Here is a 12,963-nt window from a genome sequence, read left to right as displayed (position 1 = left end):
ATGAAGATTTTAGTTAGTAATGATGATGGTGTGCATGCACAAGGTATAGAGACGTTAACGACAGCTTTATCACGCTTAGCTGAAGTGATGACTGTGGGTCCTGATAGAAATTGCTCGGGAGCGAGTAATTCTTTAACGTTAACAAATCCGCTGCGGATCCAAACATTAGATAATGGGTTTATATCGGTCAATGGTACGCCTACCGACTGTGTTCATTTAGCCATCAGAGAACTTTATGATGATGAGCCAGATATGGTTGTTGCGGGCATTAATGCTGGGGAGAATATGGGGGATGATACCTTATATTCAGGTACTGTAGCAGCTGCAATGGAAGGCCGTTTTTTAGGTTTACCTGCTATTGCGATTTCGCTGGTTGGGCCAACATTAACTCATTATGAAACCGCTGCAGAATTTGCATATCGTATTGTGAGTGCACTTAAAGAACACCCTATCGCAAAGAATCAAATTTTGAATATCAATGTTCCCGATCTTCCTATTGAGTCAGTGAAAGGGATTAAAGTGACTCGATTAGGTGCAAGGCATCGAGCAGAAGGCATGGTTAAAACCTGTGATCCTGCTGGTCGAGAAATATACTGGCTTGGGCCTCAAGGCGAGGAGCTAGATGCAACGGATGGAACAGATTTTGATGCTATTGAACAAGGCTATGTGTCTGTTACTCCTCTGACTGTTGATTTAACAGCATTTTCACAATTAGCTGAATTGGAACAATGGATAACACGAGTATGAAAAGGGTGGGTCCTAAATTAGCACAAAATCTCTCAAAAGGGCTATTTGACGCAGGGATCCGAGATGAAAAAGTATTATTAGCCGTGGCTAACACTCCAAGAGAACGGTTTCTCGATCCAGCGTTAGGACATAAGGCTTACGAGAATACGGCATTGCCTATTGGTCAAGGTCAAACGATTTCACAGCCTTATATCGTTGCAAGAATGACTGAGTTGTTGTTAAGTCATTCACCTAAAAAAGTGTTGGAAATAGGCACTGGATCGGGATATCAAGCGGCTATTTTAGCGCAGCTTGTGCCAGAGCTTTATACTGTAGAGCGTATAAAAAGTTTGCAGATCCAAGCAAGGCAAAGATTAAAGCGTTTAGATTTGCATAATGTGGCATTTAAGTATGGTGATGGATGGTTAGGCTGGGAGAATAGGGGGCCATTTGATGCGATTATGGTCACAGCTGCTGCGAGTAGTGTACCGGAGGCTTTGCTGAAGCAACTTGCTAATGGTGGTGTGCTTGTATTACCCGTTGGAGAGCAATCACAGCAGCTATTAAAGGTTGTTCGAATTGATGATAAGTTTACCTCTGAAGTTATTGAAATTGTTAAATTTGTACCTTTGGTTCATGGCGATCTAGCTTGAGATTTTTATGGTAGGTACAAGGAAGTACTGATTTGGTTTGTTGGGAGAATAAGAACAAGTGTTATATGTATTATCGGCGAAATATTCCATAAAAGTAACAAAATACTAATATTTTATTACATCAGTGTTTTTTTTCGTCGCCTTCAATCATAGTATTTTTGAGATATAGTCGAAATTTTCCGTTATAACTCTTTGTTTCAGCTTAGGTTCAATTTTTGCTGTTATGATAAATCCTTTCATTTTTTGCATTCGTTAGATTTAAAGTATCATAAATACAACAAATTAGAGAATTTCACTATAATCCTTTTTAATGTCCATATTTGTTTTCCTGATGGGAGTGGTTTTGATTAAGATATTGAGGGCATATAGCAAGATGGGGGGAGTTGTTAGCTTCCTAGCTTTATTAACGGCTTGTAGCTTTCAAGCACAACGTCCTGCTCCAGTGGTTAGCTTGTCTAATGATCGTCAACCTAGTTATGCCAAGGGATCGATCAAAACACACTTTTACCGAGTAAAAAAGGGTGACACCCTTTACTCTATTGCATGGGGAGCAAATCGTGATTTCAAAGCGATAGCTCAGTACAATTCATTAGCGACGCCCTATACAATTTACCCTGGACAGGTCTTAAAACTCGTTAAAATTGACAAAAAAGACAATGGTCATACCAGTTCGGTGTCAGTAACCACTACGGCTAACAAACCGATAAAACCTAGTGTTAATAAAAAAAATCAATCGGTTAACAATAATTTGACGGTTAAAAAACAGCCTGTTAAGGTGGTTGAAAAATCACTTGATCAACAGAGCAAGTCGGCGTACCCTTTAACAGGTAGTCAACAAACTATCAACGAGGTTATCCACAAACCCAAAACGTCTTTACCTAGTAAGGTCAGTTTGTGGCAGTGGCCAGTTAAAGGTAAGTTGATAGGGACATTTTCTGCTAATGAGCAAGGCAATAAGGGAATAAAAATTGCTGGTGTTAGAGGCCAGTTAATTAAAGCCGCAGCAGCAGGACGAGTGGTGTATGCAGGTAATGCATTACGTGGTTATGGCAATTTAGTGATTATTAAACATAGTGATAACTATCTAAGTGCTTATGCTCATACTGAAAAAATATTAGTCAAAGAAAAACAGTTTGTTAAGGCGGGTCAAAACGTTGCTAAGATGGGCAGTACAGGTACTGATAGGGTCATGTTACATTTTGAGATCCGTTATCTTGGCAAATCAGTGAATCCACTTAAATATTTACCCAAATACTAGTGATTTGGGTGCCGTTTTGGCGATCGGAGGATAGCACATTGAAGTAGTTTAAAATCGTGAAATCATGGGAGATCCATTATGGGCCGAACTAAAACCGTAGCACAGACGCAGCCACTTGTAGATTTATCAAAAGATGAATCTGATTTAGCACTAAGTCAGAAGGATGATGAAAGAAAAGATGTCGACCTTGATCAACAAGTTCAAGATGATATCCAGAAGAACTTAGATGCGACCCAGCTGTATCTAGGTGAGATAGGTTTTTCCCCCCTGCTGAGTGCAGAAGAAGAAGTGTATTTTTCTCGTAAATCCCTCAAAGGCTGTGAAAAGTCTCGCAATCGTATGATTGAAAGTAATCTGAGACTCGTCGTTAAAATTGCTCGTCGTTATAATAATAGAGGGTTAGCTTTACTTGATTTAATTGAGGAAGGTAATCTTGGGCTTATTCGTGCTGTTGAAAAGTTTGACCCAGAAAGAGGCTTTCGTTTCTCGACTTATGCGACTTGGTGGATTCGCCAAACGATTGAGCGTGCGATTATGAATCAAACTCGCACTATTCGACTACCCATTCATGTTGTTAAAGAACTCAATGTGTATCTTAGAACGGCAAGAGAGTTGGCCCATAAACTTGATCATGAGCCAACGGCGGAAGAAATTGCTGAGAAATTAGATTTATCCAGTAGCGATGTCAGTCGCATGCTGAAATTGAATGAAAGGATAACCTCCGTTGATACGCCTTTGGGTGGTGAAAGCGATAAGGCGCTACTGGATGTTCTAGCTGATGATGACAATGTCGGACCTGATTATAAAGTGCAAGATGAAGATATGTCTAAATCAGTCGTCAAATGGTTGAATGAACTCAACACAAAGCAAAGAGAAGTACTTGCCAGACGGTTTGGTTTGCTGGGATATGAGCCTTCAACATTGGAAAATGTTGGTAAAGAAATTGGATTGACAAGAGAACGTGTGAGACAAATTCAAGTTGAGGCCTTAAAGCGGCTAAAAGATTTGTTAGGCGCTCAAGGCTTATCTGTGGAAGCGATTTTTAAAGTTTAATTTTGTGTTATACCCGTTCTTCAAGTATCACGGGTATAGATCAATTCAGCCCGTTTTTACGGGCTGAATTGATCTTGGTTTAGGTTTTTTAAGAATGTTGTAATTGTTTCAGCTGGTATAAGCATTCTAATGCTTGTTTTGGACTAAAGTCATCGGGATTAATGTTATTTAAAGTGTCAGACAAGATGGATGGAATAATTTCCGGCAATGGTGCAAGCGCCGCTTGAGTACTCATCTCTCCGGTTTGTTGTCGGCTTTCTAATTGGTGTAATTTACTTTTTGCAGTGTGAATCACACTTGCTGGTACACCTGCAAGTGCCGCGACTTGTAAGCCATAACTGCGGCTGGCAGGACCTTCTTGAACAGCATGCATGAAAGCAATAGTATCTCCATGTTCGACAGCGTCTAAATGTACGTTTTCTACACTTTCTAACTGTTCAGGTAGTTGTGTTAATTCAAAGTAGTGAGTGGCGAATAGGCTCATTGCTTGTATAGTATTGGCTAAATATTCTGCCGCTGACCATGCTAAAGATAGGCCGTCATAAGTGGATGTGCCTCTGCCTATTTCATCCATTAGCACTAAGCTTTGTGGTGTTGCATTATGTAAAATATTGGCAGTCTCTGTCATTTCTACCATAAATGTTGATCGGCCTGAAGCTAAATCATCAGATGCTCCAATTCGAGTAAATATTCGATCGATAGGCCCAATTTGTGCCAATCTTGCAGGCACATAAGATCCAATATGGGCGAGTAAAGTGATTAAGGCTATTTGACGCATATAGGTAGACTTTCCCCCCATATTGGGGCCTGTAACGATTAACATTTTACGCTGGTTATTGAGTGTTACAGGGTTAGCGATGAAGGGAGCTTGACTGACTTGCTCGACGACCGGGTGACGACCTGCTTCAATATTAATACTGGTGTGTTCGATTAATTCTGGGCAGGCATAATCGAGGGTTTGTGCTCGCTCTGCAAAATTATTTAAGACATCCAATTCAGCAGCTGCTGTCGCAAAGGCTTGCAGTTCATGAATTTTGGGTTGGAGCTTATCGAATAATTCTTCCCACAGTTGTTTTTCTATCGCTAAGGCTTTTCCTTGGCTTGAAAGCACTTTGTCTTCATGCTGTTTTAATTCAGGAATAATGTATCGTTCAGTGTTTTTTAGTGTCTGTCTACGTTGGTAACTCAGAGGGACTAAATCCGATTCGCGGCGGCTGACTTCAATATAATAACCATGTACTCGGTTATAACCGACTTTGAGTGTCGTGCAGCCTGTGTGTTCTTTTTCTCTGGCTTCAAGTTGTGCTAAATAATCTGTGGCGCCGGCACTTAAATTTCGCCATTCGTCTAATTCTGCATTATAACCTGCACGTATGACACCACCATCTCGAATAAGCATGGGAGGGTTATCAACAATCGCTTTCTCCAATAACGCTAATTCGTGTGGAAATTCGCCAATGGTACAACTTAAATATTGCAGGTGTGATGCATTGACATTATTGAGAGTTTGTTGAATGTCAGGCAGTAGTCTTAAAGCATCCCTTAAACGAGCAAAGTCACGGGGTCTGGCATTACGTAATGCTAAACGTGCAGTAATACGCTCTATATCACCCAATGTTTTTAATTGCATGAACAAATTGTCATAGAGTTGTGCTTCAATCAATTCTGCGACGGCATTTTGTCTCGATTTTATTGCACTGTGATGGCGTAATGGTTGATGAATCCAGCGTTGTAGCATGCGGCTTCCCATTGCTGTGGCTGTATTATCTATGATGGAAGCAAGAGTGTTGTCCTGACCGCCTTGTAAATTTTGAGTTAATTCTAAATTGCGGCGGGTCGCAGCATCGAGAATGATACTGTCATCTTGATTAAAACGAATGATGGCATTGATATGTGGCATTGCTGTTCGCTGAGTATCTTTAACATATTGCATTAAACAGCCAGCAGCTTGCAGTGATAATCTGGCATCGCCTAAGCCAAAGCCGTGAAGATCTTTTGTTTTAAATTGTTCAAGCAATAATCGATAACTGGTATCTAAGTCAAACTCCCATTCAGGCCGTCTGCGTGTGCCTTTATAATTCTCTATAAGATAAAGCTCATTGAAATCCTCACTATAAAGAATTTCCGCTGGATGAGTACGTTGCAATTCGGTTTCAAGAGATGCTTTATCTGCTAGTTCAGCAATAACAAATCGTCCAGATGCTACGTCGAGTGTCGCATAACCGTAACCCGTTTTACCTTGGTAAAGCGCTGCAAGTAAATTATCTTGTTTCTCTTGCAATAACGCTTCATCGGTTAATGTTCCTGGTGTGACAATACGAACAACCTTCCTCTCTACCGGCCCTTTTGAGGTCGCTGGATCGCCTACTTGCTCACAAATCGCAACCGATATACCTTGTTGAACCAGTTTTGCTAGGTACCCTTCAACAGCGTGGTATGGAATACCTGCCATAGGTATTGGATCGCCTCCGCTTTTGCCTCGAGCGGTTAAGGATATACCCAGTAGTTGCGATGCATTTTTAGCATCATCGTAGAAAAGCTCATAAAAATCACCCATTCGATAGAAAAGTAGCATGTCAGGGTGCTGCGCCTTTAAGGTGAGATATTGGCGCATCATTGGCGTGTGTTTTTCTAAATTTTGAAGGTTTATCGCAGTCATTTTAATCACTTATGAGAATATCGAAAGGGGTTGCTGGATCATTTTACAAATTAAAACATGATGTTGAGATAGGTTATTATTTCGTGTTCGCTAAAGAACAAGAATGAAAGATAGTCATGTTGTTATTTTGTTTTGTTGAATGATATCAAATTGTTGTTTTAGGTGAGCACCTAACTCTACCTTTGACGTTTATTGTTTATATTACCAATATTTTTATGCTTTGCGATGGATTTATTTGAAGAAATAATCAAATGAGCGAAATGGACTTTCTTAGTCATTCTTACGAAAGCGGTTTTTAAAATGAAATAGAAAAATTAATCAACAGGACTTGATACTGTATGATTGTACAGTATACTAGATCACATGTTGAGCCCCGCATTACTGTGTTGAGCGCTCATGAATGAATTTAACTCGCATAGCTAGATGGTAAGGATGATAAGCATGAAGATAGATCCGAATAAAGAAAAAGCACTTAATGCCGTTTTAGGACAGATAGAAAAACAGTTCGGTAAAGGTTCTATCATGAAACTGGGTGAAGATCGTTCAATGGATGTTGAAACGATTTCTACAGGTTCATTGTCATTAGATGTTGCTTTAGGTGCTGGCGGTTTGCCTATGGGGCGTATTGTGGAGATTTATGGTCCGGAATCTTCAGGTAAAACGACTTTAACATTAGAAGTTATCGCTTCTGCACAAAAAATGGGTAAAACCTGTGCTTTTATTGATGCTGAGCATGCTCTTGATCCGGTTTATGCACAAAAATTAGGTGTGGATATTGATAATTTGCTGTGTTCACAGCCTGATACAGGTGAGCAAGCATTGGAGATTTGTGATGCCTTAACACGATCTGGAGCCGTGGATGTGATCATCGTTGACTCGGTTGCAGCGTTAACACCTAAAGCGGAAATTGAAGGTGAAATTGGTGATTCACACATGGGGCTTGCTGCACGTATGATGAGCCAAGCTATGAGAAAATTAGCCGGTAACCTAAAACAGTCAAATACTTTACTTATTTTTATTAACCAAATTCGTATGAAAATCGGTGTTATGTTTGGTAATCCAGAAACGACAACAGGTGGTAATGCACTTAAATTTTATGCTTCTGTTCGTCTAGACATTCGTCGTACTGGGGCAATTAAAGATAGGGATGAAGTGGTTGGGAATGAAACGCGAGTGAAGGTGGTAAAAAATAAAATTGCAGCGCCTTTTAAGCAAGCTGAATTTCAAATTTTGTATGGTGAAGGGATTAATAGTACTGGTGAGTTAGTTGATTTAGGGGTAGCACATAAGCTTGTGGAAAAATCAGGAGCTTGGTATAGCTATAAAGGCAGTAAAATTGGGCAGGGTCGTGCAAATGCGGGCAAACACTTGATTGAAAATCCAAGTATTGCAGCTGAAATAGAAACCAGTTTGCGTGAAATGTTATTGAGTAAAGCTGATCCTGTTGATGCGGCCAAAGCAGCTGAGCCAACAGGTGATAATGTTGATTTAGAAACCGGTGAAGTCTTCTGAGCCAAAATGCCAAACAAATCGCGGTCGCGTTACTTGCGCGCCGTGATCACTCTCAATCAGAAATAGCGACTAAATTAGCACAAAGAGACTTTTCTTGTGATGATATTCAGGCTTGTCTCCAGTTTTGTCTCGAAAACGGGTATTTAAATGATGAACGTTTCGCTTTTCTGGTTGTAAAAAGCCAAATCACTAAAGGTCATGGTGTCAATCGAATTCAACAAGTATTAACGCAAAAAGGTATTACTCAGTCGATTTGTCAGCAAGTTTTATATGATACCGACTATGATTGGTTTGCAATTGCTAAACAAAAAGCATTGAAAAAATATGGTGGAAGTCCAGCCGCTGATTTCAAAGAGAAGGCAAAACGCATTCGTTATTTGTTAGGGCAAGGCTTTCGTTATGATGAAGTACAGTATGCTCTTAATGAAAATGAGTGGAGTGATTGTCAATAAGATGTCAGCTTTATCCCTCTTATGTGATAACTCATCAAATTGAGTATCCCTTATCTGTGTATCATCATTTCTATTTAAAATCTATTAATCTTCTGTTTTATAAATATATTATTAATATATCGTCAGTTATTTTATTTGTTTTTTTCAGCGTATAAAATGAACGGGTAAGCTTTTTTGGCTTATCCGTTCATCTATGCTTAATTATATAATTTCATGTGAGCTCTTTTTCCCTTAAAACCCGGTTTGGCAGCGTCGCTGAAACTGGCATATTAAGGTTGCTTGGGTATATAATGCACCACAAAATTATACCTTGCGGCATTGATTGTAGCCGCTGTGAGCCTTATTCAATTCAGGACGATGTCATGTATCAAACCACTAAAGAGTTAAGAAATGCTTTCCTGGAGTATTTCGGTACTCACGGCCACGAAGTTGTCGATAGCAGTTCTCTTGTCCCAGTTAATGATCCGACCCTACTTTTCACTAATGCGGGTATGAATCAATTTAAAGATGTGTTTTTAGGCGCCGATAAGCGTAATTACAGCCGTGCGACGAGTTCACAGCGTTGTGTTCGTGCGGGCGGTAAACACAATGATTTAGATAATGTGGGGTATACGGCTCGTCACCATACATTTTTTGAGATGTTAGGAAATTTTAGTTTTGGTGATTACTTTAAAGAGGAAGCCATTCGTTTTGCTTGGTCTTTTTTAACTGAGACTTTGAAGCTACCTAAATCAAGACTGTGTGTCACTATTTATGAAACTGATGATGAAGCTTTTGACATTTGGACCCAAAAAATTGGTGTAGCAGAAGAAAATTTGATTCGAATTGGTGATAACAAAGGCGCTGCTTTCGCGTCTGATAATTTTTGGCAAATGGGTGATACCGGTCCTTGTGGGCCTTGTACTGAAATTTTTTATGATCATGGTGAGCATATTTGGGGAGGACGCCCTGGTACGCCAGAGGAGGATGGGGATCGCTTTATAGAGATCTGGAACATTGTCTTTATGCAGTATAATCGCCAAGCCAATGGTGAGATGTTACCTTTGCCAAAGCCTTCTGTTGATACCGGTATGGGAATTGAACGTATTGCAGCCATTATGCAAGGGGTTCATTCAAACTATGAAATTGATATTTTTAAGCAGCTTATAGCAAAAGCTGCAGAGATTATTGGTGTATCGGATCTAGAAAGTAAATCATTAAGAGTTATTGCAGATCATATTCGCTCATGTTCTTTCCTTATTGCTGATGGTGTAATGCCATCAAATGAGGGACGGGGTTATGTCTTAAGACGGATTATTCGTCGAGCGGTGCGTCATGGTAATAAGTTAGGGGCTACGGAAGCTTTTTTCTACAAATTGGTGCCGACATTAATTGATGTTATGGGCGATGCTGCTAAAGGCTTAGTCGAGATGCAAGCTATTGTTGAGAAATCATTAAAGGCAGAAGAGGAGCAGTTTGCTCGCACATTAGAGCGTGGATTAGGGATTTTAGATACGGCTCTTAATAAGCTTAAAGGCGATGTGCTTGATGGGGAAACAGCCTTTAAACTTTATGATACCTATGGCTTTCCTGTTGATTTAACGGCTGATGTGTGTCGAGAACGAGATATCAATGTTGATGAGCCGGGTTTTGAAGTTGCTATGGCGAAGCAACGCAGTCGCGCTCAAGCGGCAGGCCAATTTAATACTGATTATAACGATGCTTTAGTCATTGAAGCGGATACTGATTTTTGCGGTTATACGGATTTGTCTTTAGAATCCATAGTGATTGCTATCTACCAAAATGGCCAAGAGGTTGATAGTGTTCATGTCGGTGATGAAGCGGTTATTATTCTTCAACAAACGCCGTTTTATGCTGAATCAGGTGGACAATGTGGTGATAAAGGACGATTAAGCGCACAAGAGTGTGCATTTAGTGTTTCTGATACTCAAAAATATGGTCAGGCCATTGGTCATTTAGGAAAGGTAACGGTAGGCCATATCACTAAAGGTCAGAATATCAATGCCAGTGTCGATAAAACCATTCGTCAACGTACAGAGCTAAATCACTCTGTGACACATCTACTGCATGCCGCATTAAGACAAATATTAGGCTCCCATGTGACGCAAAAAGGCTCATTAGTTGAACCTGAAAAACTGCGTTTTGATTTTTCGCATTTTGAAGCTGTTACGGCAACGGAATTGCAACAAGTAGAGCAAGTTGTCAATGAACAAATTCGCTTGAATCATCCGTTACATTCTGAAGTAATGGACATAGATGCAGCGAAAGAAAAAGGAGCAATGGCGCTGTTTGGTGAAAAGTATGATGCTGAAGTACGTGTTGTCACTATGGGCGATTTTTCGATTGAATTGTGTGGTGGTACACATGTTGGTAGAACAGGGGATATTGGTTTATTTAAAATTACCTCTGAAGGAGGAATTGCTGCAGGTGTTAGGCGTATCGAAGCTGTCACTGGCGCGGCAGCAATGGATTTTGTCGCTAAACAACAACTGGCATTGATAACAACGGCTGAGTTATTGAAAGCCGATCCCTTGTCCGTTGTCAGTAAGTTGAAAGCACAGCTTGATCGCAGTAAGTCACTAGAAAAAGAATTGGGGCAGTTAAAGGATAAATTGGCTGCTGCAACCAGTGCTGATTTAGTGGGGGAGGCGCAAGAGATTAATGGCGTTAAAGTGCTCATTAAGAAATTGGATAATGTCGATCCAGGCGCATTACGTGGCTTACAGGATGAGCTTAAGCAAAAATTAAAGTCGGGTATTGTGGTATTAGCCATAGCAGGTGATAAAAAAGTAAGCCTGATAGTGGGTGTGACAAAAGATTTAACCGCTAAAGTGAAAGCGGGGGAACTTGTTTCTTCGATAGCAGCGCAAGTGGGTGGGAAGGGAGGAGGACGTCCTGATATGGCACAAGCTGGCGGGAGTCAACCTGAGAATCTTGACAGTGCATTAGCACAAGTACATCCTTGGCTTGAAGAGCGCTTAGCATAAGTGATTTACGCTTAAAGTGTATCAAGTTGTTAATTTGGTAATAAAGTGCGTGTAAATGTGACGCACTTTTTGCTTATTAAGATTTGGTTGTTGTGTTGAGTGTTGTTATTATTGAATTAAAGCGACATTTAGCCAAGGAATGAATTTTACCTGTGCAAAGATGATTTTATTCATTAAGGCTTAAACATATTGAATATTAAAATCAATGAAATTTACAGGAAATAATTTAACTTATTGTTTCTTTTGTGTTTAAATTGTACTTTGTTAAAGTGCTTGAGTGAGAAGCTGTGTTTTATCGAGAACTTTAATTTGCAATTTAGCTAGGAGTGTTTAGGGTTAAGTTATAATTAAATGAAGCTTTTCGAATAGAGTACTATTAATTTGTACTAAGCTAACCTTATAATAAGCACATAATAGCGGAAATAATGCCGTACGAAACTGAATTAGGAATTAAAGGAGCAAGATAATGCTGATATTGACTCGTCGTGTTGGTGAAACACTGATGATTGGTGACGAAGTAACAGTTACTGTATTAGGCGTTAAAGGTAATCAAGTACGCATCGGTGTTAATGCGCCGAAAGAAGTTTCTGTGCATCGTGAAGAAATTTACCAACGGATCCAGTCAGAGAAAGCGGGTACGCCATCAGAAGGTGGTAATTTCTGATCGTATTCGGCCTAATTCTTTCATTGTGACCGTTTTATAAGAACCAGCATTTTGCTGGTTTTTTTATGAATATACGGTTATTCATAGCTTGGTTATCGATGAAAGCTGAAATCGAGTTTAACAGTGCTGTATAGTAATGCTATTGTCGTTCATATTTGTGTTGCACTTTTATTTCTCATGACATTTTACGGCCCAATTCTTTTTTAATATTGAAAAACATTAAAAATAAGCACATAAGAATAATTAAATTCATTATCTCTTTGACTTTTAAGCATGGTGTATTGATTGTATATAGTCTTTGTTATTCATTTTCTTCCGTAAACGTTAACTTATGCTGCATGGGGTTGGGGCTATAGAAAGAATAAAGGGAATTAGGTATTTTATATAGTCTGAACTTGGAATAATGGGCGCCCAAAAATCTTAATAATTTATTTAAAATCATTAAATTAATGGTTTTCCAGTGATTCTATATTTTTAAACTTGGCCGAGTATCACTATTTTTGTCTATATCAAGGTGTTCATTCAGCGGGAAATCAAAATACGATAGGCAAGGTCGTTAATTGCGCCTGCTTTAACAGGCATTCCCACCATCTGATGTTTACGGATGAACAAATGCCGTGTTCATATGGATGTGAATGAACGATCTTAGGGTCGTACATTAAAAGTCACTAATGTAGTGTGGCGAGTTTTGAAATTCACATAGGTGAGCCTCTCTGGCATTCCACTTCTGTGTTGCATAACTTTACAAGGGTAATAGCCATTCTTTCATTCATGCGTCTTGAATTGAAACGCCTGAGAGGTTCTGAATTGATCCATTGTTTAATCAATTTGCTATTAGTAGAAAATACAACACAAATAAGGGCAAAAATAGTGCTATTGTGCGGCGTTGCTTATCCCGAGTTCGGGTTATATAGTGTCTTTATAATTATGTGAACAGATGGAAAGGGTAGTGGGAAGCTGTGTCAGCACTATCATTGGTTTGTACTCATTATGTTTTCT

The 12,963-nt window shown here is 39.6% G+C and carries 9 protein-coding genes; 8 read left to right on the top strand and 1 reads right to left on the bottom strand.

Translation table 11 applies throughout. The features are described 5' to 3' along the window. The 4 genes from surE to rpoS all read left to right on the top strand — a co-directional run bounded on the left by surE (position 1) and on the right by rpoS (position 3,690). On the top strand, positions 1-747 hold the full coding sequence (surE, locus tag Q0976_RS02335) for a 5'/3'-nucleotidase SurE (protein WP_299490521.1): 747 nt from the start codon (positions 1-3) through the stop codon (positions 745-747). Further along, on the top strand, positions 744-1,379 hold the full coding sequence (locus Q0976_RS02330; protein ID WP_299490519.1) for a protein-L-isoaspartate(D-aspartate) O-methyltransferase: 636 nt from the start codon (positions 744-746) through the stop codon (positions 1,377-1,379). Before surE ends, Q0976_RS02330 begins: the two co-directional genes overlap by 4 nt. A gap of 373 nt (positions 1,380-1,752) precedes the next feature. Next, positions 1,753-2,637, top strand: a complete 885-nt coding sequence (locus tag Q0976_RS02325; protein ID WP_299490661.1) for a peptidoglycan DD-metalloendopeptidase family protein — start codon at positions 1,753-1,755, stop codon at positions 2,635-2,637. 78 nt (positions 2,638-2,715) lie between these two features. Next, the gene (gene rpoS / locus Q0976_RS02320) at positions 2,716-3,690 is read left to right on the top strand and encodes an RNA polymerase sigma factor RpoS (RefSeq protein ID WP_299490517.1); all 975 of its coding nucleotides are present in this window, start codon (positions 2,716-2,718) and stop codon (positions 3,688-3,690) included. Between the two features lie 88 nt (positions 3,691-3,778). Here rpoS and mutS read toward each other — a convergent pair whose 3' ends face one another. Continuing rightward, positions 3,779-6,349 (bottom strand): DNA mismatch repair protein MutS, encoded by a 2,571-nt coding sequence (gene mutS / locus Q0976_RS02315; protein WP_299490514.1) that lies wholly within the window; start codon positions 6,347-6,349, stop codon positions 3,779-3,781. Positions 6,350-6,790: 441 nt separating this feature from the next. Here mutS and recA point away from each other — a divergent pair, with 441 nt between their 5' ends. The 4 genes from recA (at position 6,791) to csrA (ending at position 11,964) form a co-directional block, all read left to right on the top strand. Then, positions 6,791-7,861 (top strand): recombinase RecA, encoded by a 1,071-nt coding sequence (gene recA / locus Q0976_RS02310; protein ID WP_299490511.1) that lies wholly within the window; start codon positions 6,791-6,793, stop codon positions 7,859-7,861. Further along, the gene (locus Q0976_RS02305; RefSeq protein ID WP_366525051.1) at positions 7,858-8,313 is read left to right on the top strand and encodes a regulatory protein RecX; all 456 of its coding nucleotides are present in this window, start codon (positions 7,858-7,860) and stop codon (positions 8,311-8,313) included. The genes recA and Q0976_RS02305 overlap by 4 nt, the downstream gene beginning before the upstream one ends. 362 nt (positions 8,314-8,675) lie before the next feature. Next, positions 8,676-11,300, top strand: a complete 2,625-nt coding sequence (gene alaS, locus Q0976_RS02300; protein WP_299490658.1) for an alanine--tRNA ligase — start codon at positions 8,676-8,678, stop codon at positions 11,298-11,300. A gap of 466 nt (positions 11,301-11,766) precedes the next feature. Then, positions 11,767-11,964 (top strand): carbon storage regulator CsrA, encoded by a 198-nt coding sequence (csrA, locus tag Q0976_RS02295; protein WP_248939279.1) that lies wholly within the window; start codon positions 11,767-11,769, stop codon positions 11,962-11,964. The last annotated feature ends 999 nt before the right edge of the window (positions 11,965-12,963 follow it).

Origin of the sequence: uncultured Shewanella sp., from assembly GCF_947501665.1 — a bacterium.
In the GTDB taxonomy this organism is placed as follows: Bacteria; Pseudomonadota; Gammaproteobacteria; order Enterobacterales; family Shewanellaceae; genus Shewanella.
Note: the sequence above shows the minus strand (reverse complement) of the source record. Positions and strands in the feature narration are given on the sequence as shown.

Excerpts from the sequence above, each read along its gene's own strand:
- Q0976_RS02330 (WP_299490519.1), top strand. The coding sequence starts at position 744 with ATGAAAAGGGTGGGTCCTAAATTAGCACAAAATCTCTCAAAAGGGCTA.
- recA (WP_299490511.1), top strand. The coding sequence starts at position 6,791 with ATGAAGATAGATCCGAATAAAGAAAAAGCACTTAATGCCGTTTTAGGA.
- alaS (WP_299490658.1), top strand. The coding sequence starts at position 8,676 with ATGTATCAAACCACTAAAGAGTTAAGAAATGCTTTCCTGGAGTATTTC.
- rpoS (WP_299490517.1), top strand. The coding sequence starts at position 2,716 with ATGGGCCGAACTAAAACCGTAGCACAGACGCAGCCACTTGTAGATTTA.
- Q0976_RS02325 (WP_299490661.1), top strand. The coding sequence starts at position 1,753 with ATGGGGGGAGTTGTTAGCTTCCTAGCTTTATTAACGGCTTGTAGCTTT.
- surE (WP_299490521.1), top strand. The coding sequence starts at position 1 with ATGAAGATTTTAGTTAGTAATGATGATGGTGTGCATGCACAAGGTATA.
- mutS (WP_299490514.1), bottom strand. The coding sequence starts at position 6,349 with ATGACTGCGATAAACCTTCAAAATTTAGAAAAACACACGCCAATGATG.
- csrA (WP_248939279.1), top strand. The coding sequence starts at position 11,767 with ATGCTGATATTGACTCGTCGTGTTGGTGAAACACTGATGATTGGTGAC.